The sequence below is a fragment of the Enterobacter sp. TCD1-1 genome (assembly GCF_020567405.1).
Classification (GTDB): Bacteria; Pseudomonadota; Gammaproteobacteria; order Enterobacterales; family Enterobacteriaceae; genus Enterobacter; species Enterobacter quasiroggenkampii.
On record NZ_JAJCXF010000011.1, the window covers coordinates 1 to 22,485 of the forward strand.

The following is a 22,485-nucleotide window of genomic DNA, read 5'->3' on the forward strand; positions in this document are numbered from 1 at the left end:
GCGAAGTCTACCTGTACTGGCGTTGAAATGTTCCGCAAACTGCTGGACGAAGGCCGTGCTGGTGAGAACGTTGGTGTTCTGCTGCGTGGTATCAAACGTGAAGAAATCGAACGTGGTCAGGTTCTGGCTAAGCCAGGCTCAATCAAGCCACACACCAAGTTCGAATCTGAAGTGTACATCCTGTCCAAAGACGAAGGCGGCCGTCATACTCCGTTCTTCAAAGGCTACCGTCCACAGTTCTACTTCCGTACTACTGACGTGACCGGTACCATCGAACTGCCAGAAGGCGTTGAGATGGTAATGCCAGGCGACAACATCAAGATGGTTGTGACTCTGATCCACCCAATCGCGATGGACGACGGTCTGCGTTTCGCAATCCGTGAAGGCGGCCGTACCGTTGGCGCGGGCGTGGTTGCTAAAGTTCTCGGCTAATTGCTGATAACATTTGACGCAATGCGCAATAAAAGGGCATCATTTGATGCCCTTTTTGCACGCTTTCACGTCAGAACCTGGCTCATCAGTGATTATTTTTGTCATAATCATTGCTGAGACAGGCTCTGCAGAGAGCGTATAATTCGAAAAGCGAATTAGCATTTCGATTTGGTTTGCCTCGCAATCGCGGGGTGAAAATGTTTGTAGAATACTTCTGACAGGTTGGTTTATGAGTGCGAATACCGAAGCTCAAGGGAGCGGGCGCGGCCTGGAAGCGATGAAATGGGTAGTAGTAGCCGTTCTGCTGATCGTAGCGATTGTCGGCAACTACCTTTATCGTGACATGATGCTGCCGCTACGCGCGCTTGCAGTGGTAATTCTGATTGCTGCAGCGGGTGGTGTCGCGCTGTTGACGACGAAAGGCAAAGCGACTGTCGCTTTTGCTCGCGAAGCGCGTACCGAAGTCCGTAAGGTAATTTGGCCGACTCGCCAGGAAACATTGCACACCACGCTGATCGTAGCGGCGGTTACCGCTGTAATGTCACTGATCCTGTGGGGACTGGATGGTATTCTGGTTCGCCTGGTATCCTTTATCACTGGCCTGAGGTTCTGAGATGTCTGAAGCCCCTAAAAAGCGCTGGTACGTCGTTCAGGCGTTTTCCGGTTTTGAAGGCCGCGTAGCAACGTCGCTGCGTGAGCATATCAAATTACACAACATGGAAGAGTTATTTGGCGAAGTTATGGTTCCGACCGAAGAAGTGGTCGAGATCCGTGGCGGCCAGCGTCGCAAAAGCGAACGCAAATTCTTCCCGGGTTACGTGCTGGTTCAGATGGTGATGAACGACGCGAGCTGGCACCTGGTGCGCAGCGTACCGCGCGTGATGGGCTTTATCGGCGGCACGTCTGACCGTCCGGCGCCAATCAGCGACAAAGAAGTGGATGCGATTATGAACCGCCTGCAGCAGGTTGGTGATAAGCCGCGTCCGAAAACGCTGTTTGAACCGGGTGAAATGGTGCGTGTTAATGACGGTCCGTTTGCTGACTTTAACGGCGTCGTTGAAGAAGTGGACTACGAGAAGTCCCGCCTGAAAGTTTCGGTATCTATCTTCGGTCGTGCGACCCCGGTAGAACTGGACTTTGCTCAGGTCGAAAAAGCCTAAGCAGCGATCAAAAAAGCGACGATTTAATCGTTGCACAGGGCGCGAGATTGGAATACAATTTCGCGCCTTTTGTTTTTATGGGCCCGGCCCGTAAAACGAATTTTATTCACGGGGAGCCTCATTGAGGCGCTATTACCCAATCAGAGGATTTTAGAATGGCTAAGAAAGTACAAGCCTACGTCAAGCTGCAGGTTGCAGCTGGTATGGCGAACCCAAGTCCACCAGTTGGTCCAGCTCTGGGTCAGCAGGGTGTGAACATCATGGAATTCTGTAAAGCGTTCAACGCAAAAACTGAATCCCTGGAAAAAGGTCTGCCAATCCCAGTCGTAATCACTGTTTACGCTGACCGTTCTTTCACTTTCGTTACCAAAACCCCTCCAGCAGCAGTTCTGCTGAAGAAAGCGGCTGGTATCAAGTCTGGTTCCGGTAAACCGAACAAAGACAAAGTGGGTAAAATTTCCCGCGCTCAGCTGCAGGAAATCGCGCAGACCAAAGCTGCCGACATGACTGGTGCCGACATTGAAGCGATGACTCGCTCAATCGAAGGTACTGCACGTTCCATGGGCCTGGTAGTGGAGGACTAAGAAATGGCTAAACTGACCAAGCGCATGTCCGTGATCCGTGACAAAGTTGATGCGACCAAACAGTACGACATCAACGAAGCTATCGCTCTGCTGAAAGAACTGGCAACTGCTAAGTTCGTTGAAAGCGTTGACGTTGCCGTTAACCTGGGCATCGACGCGCGTAAATCTGATCAGAACGTTCGTGGCGCAACTGTACTGCCACACGGTACTGGCCGTTCCGTTCGTGTAGCTGTATTTGCTCAGGGTGCAAACGCTGAAGCTGCTAAAGCTGCCGGCGCTGAACTGGTAGGTATGGAAGATCTGGCTGATCAGATCAAGAAAGGCGAAATGAACTTTGACGTTGTTATTGCTTCTCCAGATGCAATGCGCGTTGTTGGCCAGCTGGGCCAGGTTCTGGGTCCACGCGGCCTGATGCCAAACCCGAAAGTGGGTACTGTAACTCCTAACGTTGCTGAAGCGGTTAAGAACGCTAAAGCAGGTCAGGTTCGTTATCGTAACGACAAAAACGGCATCATCCACACCACCATCGGTAAAGTGGACTTTGACGCTGACAAACTGAAAGAAAACCTGGAAGCTCTGCTGGTTGCGCTGAAAAAAGCAAAACCAACTCAGGCGAAAGGCGTGTACATCAAGAAAGTTAGCATCTCCACCACCATGGGTGCAGGTGTTGCAGTTGACCAGGCTGGCCTGAGCGCTGCTGCAAACTAATGCCTTTACGTGGGCGGTGATTTTGTCTACAATCTTACCCCCACGTTTGCTAACAAAAGTTAGCGGCTAAAAGATTTGTTCGTTGGAGCCTGGCCTAATCCAGGCCTCCGTCGAAGACCGCAGGTGTTTCGCAAGAGACTTAATCCCCTGCGTAGACGGTGACAGAACGCTAAGATTATTTTTGGATACTCTGGCTTGTTTCTGCTCACCGTATTAAGACGCTCTTTCCGTTGGGAAGAGTGAAGTGAGTTCCGGAACATGAGTTCCGGCAAACATCCAGGAGCAAAGCTAATGGCTTTAAATCTTCAAGACAAACAAGCGATTGTTGCTGAAGTCAGCGAAGTAGCCAAAGGCGCGCTGTCTGCAGTAGTTGCGGATTCCCGTGGCGTTACTGTAGACAAAATGACTGAACTGCGTAAAGCAGGTCGTGAAGCTGGCGTATACATGCGTGTTGTTCGTAACACCCTGCTGCGCCGCGTAGTTGAAGGTACTCAGTTCGAGTGCCTGAAAGACACGTTTGTTGGTCCGACCCTGATTGCATACTCTATGGAACACCCGGGCGCTGCTGCTCGTCTGTTCAAAGAGTTCGCGAAAGCGAATGCAAAATTTGAGGTCAAAGCTGCAGCCTTTGAAGGTGAGTTGATCCCGGCATCGCAAATCGATCGCCTGGCAACCCTGCCGACCTACGAAGAAGCAATTGCACGCCTGATGGCAACCATGAAAGAAGCTGCGGCTGGCAAACTGGTTCGCACTCTGGCTGCTGTACGCGATGCGAAAGAAGCTGCTTAATCGCAGTTATCTTTATAAAGCATTTGCTTACGTATAAACTTATTCTGATTTTCAGGAACAATTTAAATGTCTATCACTAAAGATCAAATCATTGAAGCAGTAGCAGCTATGTCCGTAATGGACGTTGTAGAGCTGGTTTCTGCAATGGAAGAAAAATTCGGTGTTTCTGCTGCTGCTGCTGTAGCTGTAGCTGCGGGCCCGGCTGAAGCTGCTGAAGAAAAAACTGAATTCGACGTAATTCTGAAAGCTGCTGGCGCGAACAAAGTTGCTGTTATCAAAGCAGTACGTGGCGCAACTGGCCTGGGTCTGAAAGAAGCTAAAGACCTGGTAGAATCTGCTCCAGCTGCGCTGAAAGAAGGCGTGAGCAAAGACGACGCAGAAGCACTGAAAAAATCTCTGGAAGAAGCTGGCGCTGAAGTTGAAGTTAAATAAGCCAACTTTTCTGGTTGCAGCCTAAGTCATTAGGCTGATGGCTGGTGACTTTTTAGTCACCAGCCTTTTTGCGCTGTAAGGCATCAGTAGCATTTCACACTGTTTGACTGCTGATTGTCCTGACAATGCATGTTTCTATCGACGACTTAATATATTGCGACAGGGTGCTCGCTCTGTGTAAATCGCGACGAAATGATTTAAGCGTGATAGCAACAGGTATTGCGGAAAGTATTCAATTTTCCGGTCCACAAAATGGTGTTGCACAAACTGTCCCTTCGTCGGACAGATGGGTCGACTTGTCAGCGAGCTGAGGAACCCTATGGTTTACTCCTATACCGAGAAAAAACGTATTCGTAAGGATTTTGGTAAACGTCCACAAGTTCTGGACATTCCATATCTCCTTTCTATCCAGCTTGACTCGTTCCAGAAGTTTATCGAGCAAGATCCTGAAGGGCAGTACGGTCTGGAAGCAGCCTTCCGCTCCGTGTTCCCGATTCAGAGCTACAGCGGTAACTCCGAGCTGCAGTACGTCAGCTACCGCCTTGGCGAACCGGTGTTTGACGTTCAGGAATGTCAGATCCGTGGCGTGACCTATTCCGCACCGCTGCGCGTAAAACTGCGTCTGGTGATCTACGAGCGCGAAGCGCCGGAAGGCACCGTAAAAGACATTAAAGAACAAGAAGTCTACATGGGTGAAATTCCACTCATGACTGACAACGGTACTTTCGTTATCAACGGTACTGAGCGTGTTATCGTTTCCCAGCTGCATCGTAGCCCGGGCGTCTTCTTCGACAGCGATAAAGGTAAAACACACTCTTCCGGTAAAGTACTGTATAACGCACGCATCATTCCTTACCGTGGTTCCTGGCTGGACTTCGAGTTCGATCCAAAAGACAACCTGTTTGTCCGTATCGACCGTCGTCGTAAACTGCCTGCAACCATCATTCTGCGTGCACTGAACTATACCACTGAGCAGATCCTGGACCTGTTCTTTGAGAAAGTGATCTTTGAAATCCGCGACAACAAGCTGCAGATGGAGCTGGTGCCGGAACGTCTGCGTGGTGAGACCGCGTCGTTCGACATCGAAGCCGACGGCAAAGTGTATGTGGAAAAAGGTCGCCGTATCACCGCGCGCCACATCCGCCAGCTGGAAAAAGATGATATCAAACACATCGAAGTTCCGGTTGAATACATTGCAGGAAAAGTAGCCGCGAAAGATTACGTTGATGAATCAACTGGCGAGCTGATCTGCCCGGCGAACATGGAGCTGAGCCTGGATCTGCTGGCTAAGCTGAGTCAGGCTGGCCACAAACGTATCGAAACGCTGTTCACCAACGATCTGGACCACGGTCCGTACATCTCTGAGACGGTACGCGTCGACCCAACGACCGATCGTCTGAGTGCGCTGGTTGAAATCTACCGCATGATGCGTCCTGGTGAGCCACCAACTCGCGAAGCGGCGGAAAGCCTGTTCGAGAATCTGTTCTTCTCCGAAGACCGCTACGATCTGTCTGCGGTTGGTCGTATGAAGTTCAACCGTTCTCTGCTGCGCGACGAAATTGAAGGTTCCGGTATCCTGAGCAAAGACGACATCATCGAAGTGATGAAGAAGCTCATCGATATCCGTAACGGTAAAGGCGAAGTGGACGATATCGACCACCTCGGCAACCGTCGTATCCGTTCCGTCGGCGAAATGGCGGAAAACCAGTTCCGCGTTGGCCTGGTGCGTGTAGAGCGTGCGGTGAAAGAGCGTCTGTCTCTGGGCGATCTGGATACCCTGATGCCTCAGGATATGATCAACGCCAAGCCGATTTCTGCAGCAGTGAAAGAGTTCTTTGGTTCCAGCCAGCTGTCTCAGTTCATGGACCAGAACAACCCGCTGTCTGAGATTACGCACAAACGTCGTATCTCTGCACTCGGCCCAGGCGGTCTGACCCGTGAACGTGCAGGCTTTGAAGTTCGAGACGTACACCCGACGCACTACGGTCGCGTATGTCCAATCGAAACGCCTGAAGGTCCAAACATCGGTCTGATCAACTCCCTGTCCGTGTACGCACAGACGAACGAATACGGTTTCCTTGAGACGCCGTACCGTAAAGTGACTGACGGTGTTGTAACCGACGAAATTCACTACCTGTCTGCTATCGAAGAAGGCAACTACGTTATCGCTCAGGCGAACTCCAACCTGGATGACGAAGGCCACTTTGTAGAAGATCTGGTGACCTGCCGTAGCAAAGGCGAATCCAGCTTGTTCAGCCGCGACCAGGTTGACTACATGGACGTATCCACCCAGCAGGTGGTATCCGTCGGTGCGTCCCTGATCCCGTTCCTGGAACACGATGACGCCAACCGTGCATTGATGGGTGCGAACATGCAACGTCAGGCCGTTCCAACTCTGCGTGCTGATAAGCCGCTGGTTGGTACTGGTATGGAACGTGCTGTTGCCGTTGACTCCGGTGTTACTGCAGTTGCTAAGCGTGGCGGTACCGTTCAGTACGTCGACGCATCCCGTATCGTTATCAAAGTTAACGAAGACGAGATGTATCCGGGCGAAGCAGGTATCGACATTTATAACCTGACCAAATACACCCGTTCTAACCAGAACACCTGTATCAACCAGATGCCTTGCGTATCTCTGGGTGAGCCAGTTGAGCGCGGCGACGTGCTGGCAGACGGTCCGTCCACCGACCTCGGTGAACTGGCGCTCGGTCAGAACATGCGCGTAGCGTTCATGCCGTGGAACGGTTACAACTTCGAAGACTCCATCCTCGTCTCCGAGCGTGTGGTTCAGGAAGATCGTTTCACCACCATCCACATTCAGGAACTGGCATGTGTGTCCCGTGACACCAAGCTGGGGCCAGAAGAGATCACCGCTGACATCCCTAACGTGGGTGAAGCTGCGCTCTCCAAACTGGATGAATCCGGTATCGTTTACATCGGTGCGGAAGTGACCGGCGGCGACATTCTGGTAGGTAAGGTTACGCCTAAAGGTGAAACCCAGCTGACGCCAGAAGAGAAACTGCTGCGTGCCATCTTCGGTGAGAAAGCGTCTGACGTTAAAGACTCTTCTCTGCGCGTACCAAACGGTGTTTCCGGTACGGTTATCGACGTTCAGGTCTTCACTCGTGACGGCGTTGAGAAAGATAAGCGTGCGCTGGAAATCGAAGAGATGCAGCTCAAACAGGCTAAGAAAGACCTGTCTGAAGAACTGCAGATCCTCGAAGCGGGTCTGTTCAGCCGTATCTATGCGGTGCTGGTTGCCGGTGGCGTTGAAGCTGAGAAGCTCGACAAACTGCCACGCGATCGCTGGCTGGAACTGGGCCTGACCGACGAAGAGAAACAAAATCAGCTGGAACAGCTGGCTGAGCAGTATGACGAACTGAAACACGAGTTCGAGAAAAAACTCGAAGCGAAACGCCGCAAAATCACTCAGGGCGACGATCTGGCACCAGGCGTGCTGAAGATTGTTAAGGTGTATCTGGCTGTTAAACGTCAGATCCAGCCTGGTGATAAGATGGCAGGTCGTCACGGTAACAAGGGTGTTATCTCTAAGATCAACCCGATCGAAGATATGCCGCACGATGCTAACGGTACGCCGGTAGATATCGTACTGAACCCACTGGGCGTACCGTCTCGTATGAACATTGGTCAGATCCTGGAAACTCACCTGGGTATGGCTGCGAAAGGCATCGGCGACAAGATTAACGCCATGCTGAAACAGCAGCAGGAAGTCGCGAAACTGCGCGAATTCATCCAGCGTGCCTACGATCTGGGTACCGACGTGCGTCAGAAAGTCGACCTGAACACCTTCAGCGATGAAGAAGTGCTGCGTCTGGCAGAGAACCTGCGCAAAGGTATGCCAATTGCAACGCCGGTATTCGACGGTGCAAAAGAAGCTGAAATTAAAGAGCTGCTGCAACTGGGTGGTCTGCCAACGTCTGGTCAGATTACGCTGTTTGACGGCCGTACCGGTGAACAGTTCGAACGTCCGGTAACCGTAGGTTACATGTACATGCTGAAACTGAACCACCTGGTCGACGACAAGATGCACGCTCGTTCTACCGGTTCTTACAGCCTGGTTACTCAGCAGCCGCTGGGTGGTAAGGCACAGTTCGGTGGTCAGCGCTTCGGGGAGATGGAAGTGTGGGCGCTGGAAGCATACGGCGCGGCATACACCCTGCAGGAAATGCTCACCGTTAAGTCTGATGACGTGAACGGTCGTACCAAGATGTATAAAAACATCGTGGACGGCAACCATCAGATGGAACCGGGCATGCCAGAATCCTTCAACGTTCTGTTGAAAGAGATTCGTTCGCTGGGTATCAACATCGAACTGGAAGACGAGTAATTCTCGCTCAAACAGGTCACTGGTGCCGGGTTAATCCCCGGCACCGGATTGTGCTAACTCCGACGGGAGCAAATCCGTGAAAGATTTATTAAAGTTTCTGAAAGCGCAGACTAAAACCGAAGAGTTTGATGCGATCAAAATTGCTCTGGCTTCGCCAGACATGATCCGTTCATGGTCTTTCGGTGAAGTTAAAAAGCCGGAAACCATCAACTACCGTACGTTCAAACCTGAGCGTGACGGCCTTTTCTGTGCGCGTATTTTCGGGCCAGTAAAAGATTACGAGTGCCTGTGCGGTAAGTACAAGCGCCTGAAACACCGTGGTGTGATCTGTGAGAAGTGCGGCGTTGAAGTGACCCAGACCAAAGTACGCCGTGAGCGTATGGGCCACATCGAGCTGGCGTCTCCAACTGCTCACATCTGGTTCCTGAAATCCCTGCCTTCCCGTATCGGTCTGCTGCTGGATATGCCGCTGCGTGATATCGAACGTGTTCTGTACTTCGAATCTTATGTGGTTATCGAAGGCGGGATGACGAACCTGGAACGTCATCAGATCCTGACTGAAGAGCAGTATCTGGACGCGCTGGAAGAGTTCGGTGACGAATTCGACGCGAAGATGGGTGCGGAAGCTATTCAGGCCCTGCTGAAGAGCATGGATCTGGAGCAAGAGTGCGAGCAGCTGCGTGAAGAGCTGAACGAAACCAACTCCGAAACCAAGCGTAAAAAGCTGACCAAGCGTATCAAACTGCTGGAAGCGTTCGTTCAGTCTGGTAACAAGCCAGAGTGGATGATCCTGACCGTTCTGCCGGTTCTGCCGCCAGATCTGCGTCCACTGGTTCCGCTGGATGGTGGTCGTTTCGCAACGTCCGATCTGAACGATCTGTATCGTCGCGTGATCAACCGTAACAACCGTCTGAAACGTCTGCTGGATCTGGCTGCGCCGGACATCATCGTACGCAACGAAAAACGTATGCTGCAGGAAGCGGTAGATGCTCTGCTGGATAACGGTCGTCGTGGTCGTGCGATCACCGGTTCTAACAAACGTCCTCTGAAATCTTTGGCCGACATGATCAAAGGTAAACAGGGTCGTTTCCGTCAGAACCTGCTCGGTAAGCGTGTTGACTACTCCGGTCGTTCTGTAATCACCGTAGGTCCATACCTGCGTCTGCATCAGTGCGGTCTGCCGAAGAAAATGGCACTGGAGCTGTTCAAACCATTCATCTACGGCAAGCTGGAACTGCGTGGCCTGGCCACCACCATCAAAGCCGCTAAGAAAATGGTTGAGCGTGAAGAAGCTGTCGTTTGGGATATCCTGGACGAAGTGATCCGCGAACACCCAGTACTGCTGAACCGTGCACCAACCCTGCACCGTCTGGGTATCCAGGCATTTGAGCCGGTCCTGATCGAAGGTAAAGCTATTCAGCTGCACCCGCTGGTTTGTGCGGCATATAACGCCGACTTCGATGGTGACCAGATGGCTGTTCACGTACCGCTGACGCTGGAAGCCCAGCTCGAAGCGCGTGCGCTGATGATGTCTACCAACAACATCCTGTCTCCAGCGAACGGTGAGCCAATCATTGTTCCTTCTCAGGACGTTGTACTGGGTCTGTACTACATGACCCGTGACTGTGTTAACGCCAAAGGCGAAGGCATGGTGCTGACTGGCCCGAAAGAAGCTGAGCGTATTTATCGCGCTGGCCTGGCCTCTCTGCATGCGCGCGTTAAAGTGCGTATCACCGAATACGAAAAAGATGCAAACGGCGAATTCGTTGCGAAAACCAGCCTGAAAGACACGACCGTTGGCCGTGCCATTCTGTGGATGATCGTACCGAAAGGTCTGCCTTTCTCCATCGTCAACCAGGCGCTGGGCAAGAAAGCGATCTCCAAAATGCTGAACACCTGTTACCGCATTCTGGGTCTGAAGCCGACCGTTATCTTCGCTGACCAGACAATGTACACCGGCTTTGCGTATGCAGCGCGTTCAGGTGCATCTGTTGGTATCGATGACATGGTCATCCCAGAGAAGAAACACGAGATCATCTCTGAAGCGGAAGCTGAAGTTGCTGAGATCCAGGAGCAGTTCCAGTCTGGTCTGGTTACCGCGGGCGAACGCTATAACAAAGTTATCGATATCTGGGCCGCGGCGAACGATCGTGTATCCAAAGCGATGATGGATAACCTGCAGACCGAAACCGTGATTAACCGTGACGGCGTAGAAGAGCAGCAGGTTTCCTTCAACAGCATTTACATGATGGCCGACTCCGGTGCGCGTGGTTCTGCAGCACAGATTCGTCAGCTGGCAGGTATGCGTGGTCTGATGGCGAAGCCAGATGGCTCCATCATCGAAACGCCAATCACCGCGAACTTCCGTGAAGGTCTGAACGTACTCCAGTACTTCATCTCCACGCACGGTGCGCGTAAAGGTCTGGCGGATACCGCACTGAAAACAGCGAACTCCGGTTATCTGACGCGTCGTCTGGTTGACGTTGCACAGGACCTGGTTGTGACCGAAGACGATTGTGGCACCCTCGAAGGTATCACCATGACCCCGGTTATCGAGGGTGGTGATGTTAAAGAGCCACTGCGCGATCGCGTTCTGGGTCGTGTAACCGCGGAAGACATTCTGAAGCCGGGTACGGCAGACATTCTGGTTCCACGCAACACGCTGCTGCACGAGCATTGGTGTGACCTGCTGGAAGCGAACTCTGTTGACTCCGTGAAAGTTCGTTCCGTTGTATCCTGTGACACCGACTTTGGTGTATGTGCACACTGCTACGGTCGTGACCTGGCGCGTGGCCACATCATTAACAAAGGTGAAGCCATCGGCGTTATCGCGGCACAGTCCATCGGTGAGCCGGGTACACAGCTGACGATGCGTACGTTCCACATCGGTGGTGCGGCATCTCGTGCGGCTGCTGAATCCAGCATCCAGGTGAAAAACAAAGGTAGCATCAAGCTCAGCAACGCGAAGTCGGTTGTGAACTCCAGCGGTAAACTGGTCATCACTTCCCGTAACACCGAGCTGAAGCTGATCGACGAATTCGGTCGTACCAAAGAGAGCTATAAAGTGCCTTACGGTGCGGTTATGGCGAAAGGTGATGGCGAGCAAGTTGCCGGCGGTGAAACCGTTGCAAACTGGGATCCGCACACCATGCCGGTTATCACCGAAGTAAGTGGTTTCATCCGCTTCACTGACATGATTGACGGCCAGACCATTACTCGTCAGACCGACGAGCTGACCGGTCTGTCTTCTCTGGTGGTTCTGGATTCTGCTGAACGTACTACCGGTGGTAAAGATCTGCGTCCTGCACTGAAAATCGTTGATGCTCAGGGTAACGACGTTCTGATCCCAGGTACCGATATGCCTGCGCAGTACTTCCTGCCGGGTAAAGCGATTGTACAGCTGGAAGATGGCGTACAGATCAGCTCTGGTGACACCCTGGCGCGTATTCCTCAGGAATCCGGCGGTACCAAGGACATCACCGGTGGTCTGCCACGCGTTGCGGACCTGTTCGAAGCGCGTCGTCCGAAAGAGCCTGCAATCCTGGCTGAAATCAGCGGTATCATCTCCTTCGGTAAAGAGACCAAAGGTAAACGCCGTCTGGTTATCACACCAGTAGATGGCAGCGAACCGTACGAAGAGATGATTCCTAAGTGGCGTCAGCTCAACGTGTTCGAAGGTGAACGTGTAGAACGTGGTGACGTGGTTTCCGATGGTCCAGAAGCGCCGCACGACATTCTGCGTCTTCGTGGCGTACATGCGGTAACGCGTTACATCACCAACGAAGTACAGGACGTTTACCGTCTGCAGGGCGTTAAGATTAACGATAAGCACATTGAAGTTATCGTTCGTCAGATGCTGCGTAAAGCAACCATCGAAAACGCAGGCAGCTCCGAGTTCCTGGAAGGCGAGCAGGTTGAATACTCACGCGTCAAGATCGCTAACCGCGAACTGGAAGCGAACGGCAAAATCGGTGCGACCTTCTCGCGCGATCTGCTGGGTATCACCAAAGCGTCTCTGGCAACCGAGTCCTTCATCTCTGCAGCATCGTTCCAGGAAACGACTCGTGTCCTGACCGAAGCCGCTGTTGCAGGTAAACGTGATGAACTGCGCGGTCTGAAAGAGAACGTTATCGTGGGTCGTCTGATCCCGGCTGGTACCGGTTATGCGTACCATCAGGATCGTATGCGTCGTCGTGCTGCGGGCGAACTGCCAGCTGCACCGCAGGTGACTGCTGAAGATGCATCCGCGAGCCTGGCAGAACTGCTGAACGCAGGTCTGGGTGGTTCTGACAACGAGTAATCGTTGAGCCGCTAATAAAAAACCCGCCTCGGCGGGTTTTTTTACATCTGCATGTTTTCAATTCACTAACGGGATCCGGCGATAAAGCTCAATCATATCGCCTGCCAGGTCCTGAATGACCATGGCGTTCATCAGGTGATCCTGAGAGTGGACGGTGATCAGGTTAACCGGAAGTTTCCCGGTCCCCTCATCAAGACCAATAAGCTGCGTCTGTATGGTGTGCGCATGCTTCACATATTCACGCGACTCTTCCATCGCTTTTTCAGCTTCGTCAAACTCACCTTTACGCGCCATCTGCAACGCCGTCAGGGCCGCACTGCGCGCTGCACCTGCGTTAACAAGCAGTTCCATAATCGTGGTTTCTAAGTCTTCCATTATGACTCCAGAAGTTTGAGCGCTTTATCCAGTACGGCATCACCTTTCATCATGCCGTAATCCATCATGTCGATCACCGCGACCTTTTTACCTAACGGGTCGGCCTGTGCCTGTAATTTAGCCTGCTCGTATTTAACCTGTGGCCCCAGTAATACGATGTCGGCCGTCGCGATGTTGTCTTTAAACTCCGCAACCGGAACGGCTTTAATGGTGACTTCAACCCCTTTTTTCTGCGCGGCATCTTTCATACGTTGAACCAGCATGCTGGTTGACATTCCCGCTGCACAGCATAAAACGATGTTCTTCATAATCAGCCTCGATCTACATGTGTTTATTGATAATTATCCCGTGCAGACCGCTTCAACAACCGCTTTACCGCGATTGTGTGTCAGGCATCACAAAGAAACAGGCGATTTTCTGAAACCGGTTACAATTTTACACTGGCGGGTACCCGGCCCGTCGAAACGGGCAGGGTGAAGGAGAGAGGATTAGCTGATGGATGTGCGAATGATGCGGTTTTTTCCCTGCTGTTTGGCGCTGTAGAGGGCGTTATCAACGCTTCCGACGAATTGTTCCAGCGGCTCAAAATGCCACTCTCCAAGACCACCGCTGAACGTAACGCGCAGGTTTTCTTCCCGCCAGACGCGATTTTCAACGGCGGTACGCCACGCTTCCAGCAAGGAGAGCGCGGAAGACATCTGCTCCGCCTGGAAGATGACCGCGAACTCTTCTCCACCATAACGGTAAACCGAAACATGATGTGGCTGCATAATCTGGATCCCTTCCCGAGCCACGTTGCGCAGAACGATATCACCGGTCAGGTGACCCAGCGTGTCGTTAATTGACTTGAAGTTATCGATATCCACCAGCGCCATCGCGAAAGGCTGCTGGGTATTCAGCAGCTCTGCGACATCGCTGTCGAACGCGCGGCGGTTTTTACAGCCCGTCAGCGCATCGTGGGTGGCCTGGCGCACATACGCCATTTCGCGCTCTTTATTGGACTGAATCGTGTGGCTCAGCATCGCTTCCAGGCGCGGCGCCTCGCTGACATCGCCGGTTTTGATGGCATTGATAATGTGCATCAACACGCTACGCGAGGCGTGGCGGAGGTATAAGCCGAAAAGGATGATGATGATGGCCGCCAGCGCAAACCCCCAGCCAACGATCGTCGTTTCGTGGCGGGTAATATCGGTGAGCGTCGCGCCGGATACCCGGTAGATGACAAACCAGTCCGGGTTGGTAAACGAGTAGTAGTAATACCAGGCGTTGCTTTTCTTGTCGTAAAGATGACCTTCGCCGCTGGTCATTTTGTCCATCAGCGCTTCGCTCACGTACTGCTTGAAGAGCGCGCCGGTATCTGGATGCAGCACCACGGCACCATCGCGTTCGACGACGAAGAATTCCCCCTGAACGGGCGCCACCATCTGACGCAGGGTGAAGCCCATTGAGGTCAAATCGAGATGGAAAGCGAGCGTTCCCTTCAGCCTCCCTTCAGGCGATATCAAAGGCTTATAAAGCGTCACCGTCGGATGGCCGGTGAAGTAGTCCATGTAAGGACGGGTATAGTGGCTGAAGATGCTGGCTTCCGCCTGAGCGACAAACCACGGTCGCGTCCGGGGATCGAAGGTTTTACTCGTCTCCGTGGGGAGCACTTCCGGTGCGCGGAGATAATGCCCTTGCGTGTCCGCCAGCGAGATGGAGGAGACGGTCGGCATCAGGTTCTGCAGATGCATCATCATCTGCAGTCCCTGCGTCGGATTGACGTTGAGCGTCTCGTTTAGCCTGTCGTCGCGCGCAAAGTACATCGCGGAACGGCCCAGGATATAGTCGTTTTCACGCAGGATAGATTCGGTGTAGTTCACCGCCAGGTTATGCGTGAAGTTGCTATTGATCTTATGATAATCCTCAAGAAAATCCTTCCGTTGCGAAAGCGTCACCGCGATCGCGATCACCGCAAAACTGCAGAGGATCCCCGCGAAGCTGAGCATAATGGGCCGGGTAAAAGAGAGCTTTTTGCTGTGAAGTGCCATGAGCTGTACATCGTTCCTGATGGTGAATACTTTTCGTCTGCCGATATCCTCTCAGCATAGTCGCTGTCCTGCGGTTAGCGGTGAATTATACGGCACACGATTTCTGACGGGATGATTTATCTTAAGAACCATTAAGAAAATACTTATTAAACTGGCAGGGACCGTTTGTGTAATGCACCAGAGGCAGGGCGAAACGAGGAAGAAGCTTTTCGCCCTGGTCAGCATCCGTTGCTGACCGTGTGACAATAAAAAACCGGACGATCGCTGACAATCCTCCGGTTTTGCCTTTTCGTTGCGCCTCGATAATTTTTTAACGTGTTGCAGTGCGTTTCAACGTCACTGCGAGGCTCTTCCCAGCCAGCTGTCCCAGTCTTTCCAGACAGGCTGAAGACCCTGCGCCGTCAGGGCGGCAGCGACCGCTTCCGGACGTCGGCCATCATGCGGTACAAACTGTTCCAGCTCCGGACGATCGTCGGCGTAGCCGCCAGGCTGCGTTTTGGAAAATGCGCTGACGTTGTTAATCGCAAGCGGGATAACGCGATCGCGAAACGCCGGGGACTCGCGCGTTGAAAGCGATAATTCCACTTCCGGGGCGAGCAGGCGAAACGCGCAGATGGTCTGCACCAGCTGGCGTTCATCCATCAGAGAAGCCGGTTCAATTCCTCCCGCGCAGGGACGCAGGCGCGGGAAGGAGATGGAATAACGGCTCTGCCAGTAGCGCTGTTGAAGCCAAAGCAGATGTTCCGCCACCATGTAACAATCCACCCGCCAGCTGTCGGAGAGCCCGATCAGCGCACCCAGACCGATTTTGTCGATGCCGGCGCGACCCAGCCTGTCCGGCGTTTCCAGGCGGAAAAAGAAATCCTGTTTCTTGCCTTTCAGGTGGTGCCGGGCGTACGTCGCCTCATTGTAGGTTTCCTGATAGACCATAACGCCGTCCAGCCCGAGCGTTTTGAGCTCCGCGTACTCCTCCTGCGACAGAGGCTGCACTTCCATCTGCAACGACGCAAACTGACGACGAATGGCAGGAAGATGCCGACGGAAATAGTCCATTCCCACCTTCCCCTGATGCTCGCCCGTGACCAGCAGAAGATGTTCAAAGCCCATTTCACGGATGGCTGCACACTCACGGGCAATCTCACCCGCATCAAGCGTTTTACGCCTGATGTGGTTGCTCATGGAGAAGCCGCAGTAGGTGCAGTCATTGGCGCACAGGTTGGAGAGATAGAGCGGCACGTAGAAGCTCACCGTGTTGCCAAAACGCTGGCGGGTGAGCCGCTGCGCTCGCTGAGCCATCGGTTCGAGGTACGCGCTGGCCGCCGGGGAGAGCAGGGCCATCAGATCCTCGCGGGTCAGCTGACGGGCATGCAGCGCGCGCTCCACGTCAGCCGCCGTTTTGCTGTTAATGCGCAGGGCAATGTCGTCCCAGTTAAGCTGTCGCCAGCGCTCGGTAAACGTGCTCATGAGATCGCCTCCAGAAAACCGGTCAGCGGGCTGGTGGCCTGCGCCTGGAAACTGCGCGAGCCGGGACCTGATCCCCTTGCCAGCAGGCCGGCCTCCACGGCCAGGCGGAACGCCCGCGCCATCATGACCGGATCGTCGGCAACCGCGATAGCCGTATTGACCAGCACCGCGTCAGCCCCCATTTCCAGCGCCTGCGCGGCATGGCTGGGCACGCCAATGCCCGCATCAACCACCACCGGCACGGTAGCCTGCTCAATAATGATTTCCAGCATCGCGCGGGTTTCCAGCCCCTGGTTGGAGCCAATGGGGGCCCCCAGCGGCATGACGGCGGCGCAGCCGACCTCTTCCAGACGTTTGCACAGCACCGGGTCTGCCCCGCAGTAAGGCAGGACGGTAAACCCTTGCTGAACCAGCTTTTCAGCCGCTTTCAGCGTTTCAATCGGGTCGGGCAGCAGCCAGCGGGCATCCGGATGGATTTCCAGCTTCAGCCAGCGGGTGCCGAGCGCTTCACGCGCCAGCTGTGCGGCGAAAATCGCCTCTTCGGCGGTTTTCGCTCCGGAGGTGTTGGGCAGCAGCGTCACGCCTGCTTCCAGCAACGGAGCCAGAATGGCATCGCTGTGATGGCGCAGATCCACGCGCTTGAGCGCCAGCGTCACCAGCTGGCTGCCGCTTTCACGAATGGCATCCACCATCAGCTGCGGCGAGGCGAATTTTCCGGTTCCGGTAAACAGATGCGAATCAAAAACCTTATCGGCAATACGTAACATCTCAGCCCCCTGCGATAACCTGAAACAGCAGGATCTGGTCGCCTTCATTGACCTGCTGATGTTCCCACTGCTCGCGCGGCAGGATCTGTTGATTGAGCGCCAGCGCCGTTCCCGGCTTGAGCTGACGCAGCTTGTCGAGCAGTGCGGCAACGGTAAGCCCGTCGTCGCATCTCATCGGCTCATCGTTAAACAGAATGCGCATCGCGGCCTCCGCATACCGGGCAGCGGCTGGCGCGGCGTAACGCCAGCTGGCGCCAGCCGCTGGAGCGGGCATCAAACAGCCGCAGCGTATTGCGTTCCGTCTCCATGCCGCTGAGCAGCTTGATAGTCTCCAGCGCCTGCATGGTGCCCATCACGCCGACCACCGGACCCAGAATACCCGCCGTACGGCAGTTGCGCGTCGGCTCGGCATCGTCCGGCCACAGGCAGCGATAGCAGCCCTGCGTCCACGGTGGCGTCAGAACCATCATTTGCCCGCCGAACCCCACCGCGCTAGCGGTAATAAGCGGCGTATGATTTGCCACGCACGCGGCGTTGATCGCCTGGCGCGTCGCCATGTTGTCGGTACAGTCCAGCACCACGTCGGCAAGGGCGACTTCACGGTGCAGGCTTTCACCGCTAAGACGCTCCTGTAAGGCAATCAGCTCGATATCCGGGTTAAGCTGGTTCAGCCGCTGCCGGGTGATTTTCGCTTTCGTCTGGTTGATATCGTCGGTAGTAAAGAGGATTTGCCGCTGCAGGTTGCTGAGGTGGACCTCATCGTCGTCGGCCAGCACCAGCGTGCCGATACCCGCACCTGCCAGATAGAGCGCGGCGGGTGCACCTAGTCCCCCCAGGCCAACAATCAGCACCCGGCTGGCGAGCAGTTTTTGCTGGCCGTCGATGGCGATATCCTCCAGCAGGATCTGACGGCTGTAGCGCATAAAGTCGCGATCATTCATCGCCTGCTCCTGCCAGCTGTAAAAGCTGTTCGGTGGCGGACCGCCAGTCTGCCGCCTGGGTGATAGCGCTGACGACGGCGATGCTGCCGACGCCGGTCTCCAGCACCGCCGGGGCACGTTCAAGGCTGATTCCGCCGATGGCGACGGTGGGGTAATCGGCAAGGCGTTTAACGTGACTCGCCAGCTGCATCAGACCCTGCGGTGCGGAGGGCATCTGCTTGGTTTGCGTCGGGAAGACGTGACCGAGCGCGATGTATGAGGGACGGGCCGCCAGGGCCACGTCGATCTCCATGTCATCGTGCGTTGACACGCCAAGACGCAGCCCGGCTTCACGGATTGCGCTCAGATCCGTTGTTTCCAGGTCCTCCTGACCCAGATGCACGCCGTACGCCCGGTGCTTAACGGCTAGCCGCCAGTAGTCGTTGATAAACAGCCGGGCGTTATACCGACGCCCCAGCGCAATGGCGGCAACCACATCGGCTTCCACCTCGTCATCGCGCTTATCCTTGATGCGCAGCTGGAGGGTGCGAACGCCTGCCTCCAGCAGTCGCGCTAACCACGCCACGCTGTCCACCACCGGATAGAGCCCTAAACGGTAGGGGACGGGTGGGAAATCGGGCTGGTACATTACGCCTCCTCTTTTTTGAGGTAGATTTCGCCGCCTTTGGCGCGGAAGGTTTCAGACATGTCCGCCATACCCACTTCAATGGTTTGCGTGGCGGCGTAGTCGCGCACTTCCTGGCTGATTTTCATCGAGCAGAATTTTGGTCCGCACATGGAGCAGAAGTGCGCGACTTTGCCCGATTCCTGCGGCAGGGTTTCGTCGTGGTAGGCGCGGGCGGTGAACGGGTCCAGCGCCAGGTTGAACTGATCTTCCCAGCGGAATTCAAAGCGCGCCTTCGACATGGCGTTATCGCGGATTTGCGCGCCCGGGTGGCCTTTGGCCAGATCCGCCGCGTGGGCGGCAATTTTGTAGGTAATCAGCCCCTGCTTCACGTCCTCTTTGTTTGGCAGGCCGAGGTGCTCTTTCGGCGTCACGTAGCAGAGCATGGCGCAGCCGAACCAGCCGATCATCGCCGCGCCAATGCCTGACGTGAAGTGGTCGTAACCCGGCGCAATATCGGTGGTCAACGGTCCCAGGGTGTAGAACGGCGCTTCGTGGCAGTGCTCCAGCTCTTCGGTCATGTTGCGGCGGATCATCTGCATCGGCACGTGTCCTGGGCCTTCAATCATCACCTGCACGTCATACTCCCAGGCGATTTTGGTCAGTTCGCCCAGCGTGTGCAGCTCGGCAAACTGCGCTTCGTCGTTGGCGTCACGGATGGAGCCCGGGCGCAGGCCGTCGCCCAGCGAGAGGGAGACGTCATAAGCGGCGCAGATTTCGCAGATCTCGCGGAAGTGTTCGTAGAGGAAGTTCTCCTGGTGATGGGAGAGGCACCACTTCGCCATGATCGAACCGCCGCGCGAGACGATACCGGTCAGACGCTTCGCGGTCATCGGCACGTAGCGCAGCAGCACGCCCGCGTGAATGGTGAAGTAGTCGACGCCCTGCTCGGCCTGCTCCAGCAGCGTGTCGCGGAACGCTTCCCAGGTCAGGTCTTCGGCAATGCCGTTGACCTTCTCCAGCGCCTGATAAATCGGGACGGTGCCAATCGGAACCGGGCTGTTACGCAGGATCCACTCGCGGGTTTCGTGAATATAGCGGCCGGTGGAGAGATCCATTACCGTGTCCGCACCCCAGCGCGTTGACCAGACCAGCTTTTCCACCTCTTCTTCGATGGAGGAGGTGACGGCCGAGTTACCGATGTTAGCGTTGACCTTCACCAGGAAGTTGCGGCCAATAATCATCGGCTCGGATTCCGGGTGGTTAATGTTGGCGGGGATAATCGCGCGCCCGGCGGCCACTTCGTCACGCACAAATTCCGGCGTGATGTTCTCTGGCAGGCGCGCGCCAAAGCCCTCTCCCGGATGCTGGTAGCGCAGCACTTCGCTGCGGATACGCTCGCGGCCCATGTTCTCGCGGATGGCGATGAACTCCATCTCCGGCGTGACGATACCCTGGCGGGCGTAGTGCAGCTGGGTCACGCATTTGCCCGCTTTGGCACGTTTTGGCGTCAGCAGGCCGGTAAAGCGCAGACCGTCCAGACCGTCGTCGGCCAGGCGTTCTTTGGTGTACGCAGAACTGCGAACGCTCAGTTCTTCGCAGTCGTTACGCGCCTCAATCCACGGCTGGCGCAGCTTTGCCAGACCCTGCTGAACGTTGATCGTAACAGAGGGATCGCCGTACGGGCCGGAGGTGTCATACACCGGTATGGCTTCGTTGTCTTCATACTGCGGATTCTCTTTGCTGCCGCCGATAAGCGTCGGGCTGAGATGGATTTCGCGCATCGGGACGCGGATATCGGCCTGCGAGCCGGAAATGTAGATGCGTTTCGAGTTCGGGAAAGCGGTGCCTTCCAGGGTGTCGATGAAGTGTTGGGCCTGTGCGCGCTGTTCGCGGCGGGTCAGTTTTGCAGTAGACATAGCTCATTCCAAAAGTGAAGGACATGGCTTGTCAGACGACGGATGAAGCAAGAGAGGATCGCCCGGGGGGCGATACAACAGCAGTGTGACTCTTGTTCCCTTCGCAGGTATTAACCTGATCAGGTTCCGCGGATCCCGAATTAACGGTCTCAGCCCGGCTTTCGCTCTGGGCACTCCGACAAGAAAAATCCCCCTCGTGAGAGGGGCGAATGGCTGTAAATTACTCGTTAACGATTAATAACTCAAGCCGGGCGCGCGACGTTATCTTCGGGACTGGCATCCAGGACGAGGCTAATCAGCCTATCTTCCAGCGTGAATCGCTCCTCCAGCGCTTCACCGAGGTCGGATAACGCCCGCTGAAACTCAAGGTAGTTATCGTGATCGATGGCATTCTCGAGCGTGGAATCATAGTAATCCATGATCTGCTGGGTGTTGGCCTCCAGCAGCGGATAGAGTTTGCTGGCCGCTAAATACGGCGTTGTCCCTTCCATTTCGCGGATAATGCGTTCATAAATATTGAAATGGCCGTCGGACAGATAGTCGACCAGGCCCTGACAAAAATCATCCAGCGCTTTTTCGTTCAGCCGCATAAACGATTCTTTGCCAGGCTTAATGCCGACCAGATTGTAATAAGCCACGAGTAGATGCTTGCGCACATGAAGCCAGCGATCCACCAGTTTGTTACTTCCTCTAACGCGCTCAGTCAGGCTTTCTAGCTGGTTTAACATGGTCGACTCCGCAAAGTGTAGGATTGAATCTGCTTATCCAGAATGTAACCACAATGCTAACAACATGTCAGTGAAGCGAAGGTAGTGCAATAGATATGGATCGTATTATTGAAAAATCAGATCTGGGTTGGTGGATCGTCAGCCACGAACAAAAATTATGGTTGCCCGGTGGTGAACTGCCCTACGGTGCAGCGGAAACGTTCGATCTCGTGGGCCAGCCAGCGCTAAAGATCGGCGAGTGGCAGGGTGAGCCCGTGTGGTTGATCCAGCAAGCGCGTCGTCAGGATATGGGATCCGTTCGCCAGGTGTTGGATCTGGACGTGGGCTTGTTCCAGCTGGCGGGGCGCGGCGTGCAGCTGGCGGAGTTTTACCGCTCGCATAAATACTGCGGCTATTGCGGTCATACCATGCGTCCGAGCAAAACCGAGTGGGCGATGCTCTGCAGCCACTGCCGCGAGCGCTACTATCCGCAGATTGCGCCGTGCATCATCGTCGCTATCCGCCGGGATGATTCTATTTTGCTGGCGCAGCATACCCGCCATCGCAACGGCGTTCACACCGTGCTGGCCGGCTTCGTCGAGGTGGGCGAAACGCTGGAGCAGGCGGTAGCGCGCGAGGTGATGGAGGAGAGCGGGATCAAAGTGAAGAACCTGCGCTACGTTACCTCCCAGCCGTGGCCGTTCCCGCAGTCGCTGATGACGGCCTTTATGGCCGAATACGACAGCGGCGAGATCGTTATCGATCAGAAAGAGCTGCTGGAAGCGAACTGGTATCGCTACGACGATTTACCGCTGTTACCACCGCCGGGCACCGTGGCGCGCCGGCTGATAGAAGATACCGTAGCGATGTGTCGGGCCGAGTATGAGTAGTGTTACACTGAGGCCATGACGCTTAAGGAACTGCA

20 protein-coding genes and 1 riboswitch are annotated in these 22,485 nt (G+C 54.8%); of the genes, 10 read left to right on the forward strand and 10 right to left on the reverse strand.

What is annotated here, in order from left to right:
- The 9 genes from LJA86_RS21985 to rpoC form a co-directional block, all read left to right on the forward strand.
- A partial coding sequence (locus LJA86_RS21985) for an EF-Tu/IF-2/RF-3 family GTPase (RefSeq protein ID WP_074177387.1) occupies nucleotides 1-432 on the forward strand: 432 nt, incomplete at its 5' end.
- A 229-nt stretch (nucleotides 433-661) separates the two neighbouring features.
- Nucleotides 662-1,045, forward strand: a complete 384-nt coding sequence (secE, locus tag LJA86_RS21990; protein ID WP_003862342.1) for a preprotein translocase subunit SecE — start codon at nucleotides 662-664, stop codon at nucleotides 1,043-1,045.
- Nucleotide 1,046: 1 nt separating this feature from the next.
- A complete protein-coding gene (gene nusG / locus LJA86_RS21995; protein ID WP_003862341.1) occupies nucleotides 1,047-1,592 on the forward strand; it encodes a transcription termination/antitermination protein NusG in 546 nt (181 codons plus the stop codon).
- Nucleotides 1,593-1,747: 155 nt separating this feature from the next.
- Complete coding sequence (rplK, locus tag LJA86_RS22000) at nucleotides 1,748-2,176, forward strand: 50S ribosomal protein L11 (RefSeq protein WP_008503452.1); 429 nt, start codon at nucleotides 1,748-1,750, stop codon at nucleotides 2,174-2,176.
- Nucleotides 2,177-2,179: 3 nt separating this feature from the next.
- Entirely contained in the window at nucleotides 2,180-2,884 is a 705-nt protein-coding gene (gene rplA / locus LJA86_RS22005; RefSeq protein ID WP_006810530.1) for a 50S ribosomal protein L1, read from the forward strand.
- A 291-nt stretch (nucleotides 2,885-3,175) separates the two neighbouring features.
- On the forward strand, nucleotides 3,176-3,673 hold the full coding sequence (rplJ, locus tag LJA86_RS22010; RefSeq protein ID WP_003862338.1) for a 50S ribosomal protein L10: 498 nt from the start codon (nucleotides 3,176-3,178) through the stop codon (nucleotides 3,671-3,673).
- 66 nt (nucleotides 3,674-3,739) lie between these two features.
- Entirely contained in the window at nucleotides 3,740-4,105 is a 366-nt protein-coding gene (gene rplL, locus LJA86_RS22015) for a 50S ribosomal protein L7/L12 (protein ID WP_002445276.1), read from the forward strand.
- Between the two features lie 319 nt (nucleotides 4,106-4,424).
- Nucleotides 4,425-8,453 (forward strand): DNA-directed RNA polymerase subunit beta, encoded by a 4,029-nt coding sequence (rpoB, locus tag LJA86_RS22020; RefSeq protein ID WP_045909524.1) that lies wholly within the window; start codon nucleotides 4,425-4,427, stop codon nucleotides 8,451-8,453.
- 76 nt (nucleotides 8,454-8,529) lie between these two features.
- Entirely contained in the window at nucleotides 8,530-12,753 is a 4,224-nt protein-coding gene (rpoC, locus tag LJA86_RS22025; RefSeq protein WP_045909523.1) for a DNA-directed RNA polymerase subunit beta', read from the forward strand.
- A 57-nt stretch (nucleotides 12,754-12,810) separates the two neighbouring features.
- On the opposite strand, the gene LJA86_RS22030 is transcribed toward rpoC, so the two are convergent.
- The 10 genes from LJA86_RS22030 to LJA86_RS22075 all read right to left on the reverse strand — a co-directional run bounded on the left by LJA86_RS22030 (nucleotide 12,811) and on the right by LJA86_RS22075 (nucleotide 21,581).
- Nucleotides 12,811-13,128, reverse strand: a complete 318-nt coding sequence (locus LJA86_RS22030; RefSeq protein WP_008503455.1) for a PTS lactose/cellobiose transporter subunit IIA — start codon at nucleotides 13,126-13,128, stop codon at nucleotides 12,811-12,813.
- The gene (locus LJA86_RS22035) at nucleotides 13,128-13,436 is read right to left on the reverse strand and encodes a PTS sugar transporter subunit IIB (protein WP_008503456.1); all 309 of its coding nucleotides are present in this window, start codon (nucleotides 13,434-13,436) and stop codon (nucleotides 13,128-13,130) included. Before LJA86_RS22035 ends, LJA86_RS22030 begins: the two co-directional genes overlap by 1 nt.
- Nucleotides 13,437-13,616: 180 nt before the next feature.
- Complete coding sequence (locus tag LJA86_RS22040) at nucleotides 13,617-15,158, reverse strand: sensor domain-containing diguanylate cyclase (RefSeq protein ID WP_048030764.1); 1,542 nt, start codon at nucleotides 15,156-15,158, stop codon at nucleotides 13,617-13,619.
- Between the two features lie 336 nt (nucleotides 15,159-15,494).
- Nucleotides 15,495-16,622 carry a 2-iminoacetate synthase ThiH gene (gene thiH / locus LJA86_RS22045; RefSeq protein WP_229226723.1) on the reverse strand — a complete coding sequence of 376 codons (1,128 nt, stop codon included), beginning with the start codon at nucleotides 16,620-16,622 and terminating at the stop codon, nucleotides 15,495-15,497.
- The gene (thiG, locus tag LJA86_RS22050; RefSeq protein WP_048226928.1) at nucleotides 16,619-17,389 is read right to left on the reverse strand and encodes a thiazole synthase; all 771 of its coding nucleotides are present in this window, start codon (nucleotides 17,387-17,389) and stop codon (nucleotides 16,619-16,621) included. The genes thiH and thiG overlap by 4 nt, the downstream gene beginning before the upstream one ends.
- 1 nt (nucleotide 17,390) lies before the next feature.
- Nucleotides 17,391-17,591 (reverse strand): sulfur carrier protein ThiS, encoded by a 201-nt coding sequence (gene thiS / locus LJA86_RS22055; RefSeq protein ID WP_032644502.1) that lies wholly within the window; start codon nucleotides 17,589-17,591, stop codon nucleotides 17,391-17,393.
- Nucleotides 17,575-18,330, reverse strand: a complete 756-nt coding sequence (locus LJA86_RS22060) for a HesA/MoeB/ThiF family protein (protein WP_229226724.1) — start codon at nucleotides 18,328-18,330, stop codon at nucleotides 17,575-17,577. The genes thiS and LJA86_RS22060 overlap by 17 nt, the downstream gene beginning before the upstream one ends.
- Entirely contained in the window at nucleotides 18,323-18,958 is a 636-nt protein-coding gene (gene thiE, locus LJA86_RS22065) for a thiamine phosphate synthase (RefSeq protein ID WP_111968158.1), read from the reverse strand. Before thiE ends, LJA86_RS22060 begins: the two co-directional genes overlap by 8 nt.
- The gene (gene thiC, locus LJA86_RS22070) at nucleotides 18,958-20,853 is read right to left on the reverse strand and encodes a phosphomethylpyrimidine synthase ThiC (RefSeq protein ID WP_229226725.1); all 1,896 of its coding nucleotides are present in this window, start codon (nucleotides 20,851-20,853) and stop codon (nucleotides 18,958-18,960) included. Before thiC ends, thiE begins: the two co-directional genes overlap by 1 nt.
- 79 nt (nucleotides 20,854-20,932) lie before the next feature.
- A riboswitch (TPP riboswitch) is annotated at nucleotides 20,933-21,041 on the reverse strand.
- 54 nt (nucleotides 21,042-21,095) lie between these two features.
- Nucleotides 21,096-21,581 carry an Rsd/AlgQ family anti-sigma factor gene (locus LJA86_RS22075; RefSeq protein WP_045909516.1) on the reverse strand — a complete coding sequence of 162 codons (486 nt, stop codon included), beginning with the start codon at nucleotides 21,579-21,581 and terminating at the stop codon, nucleotides 21,096-21,098.
- Between the two features lie 95 nt (nucleotides 21,582-21,676).
- On the opposite strand from LJA86_RS22075, the gene nudC reads away from it, so the two are divergent.
- The gene (gene nudC, locus LJA86_RS22080; RefSeq protein ID WP_229226726.1) at nucleotides 21,677-22,450 is read left to right on the forward strand and encodes an NAD(+) diphosphatase; all 774 of its coding nucleotides are present in this window, start codon (nucleotides 21,677-21,679) and stop codon (nucleotides 22,448-22,450) included.
- The last annotated feature ends 35 nt before the right edge of the window (nucleotides 22,451-22,485 follow it).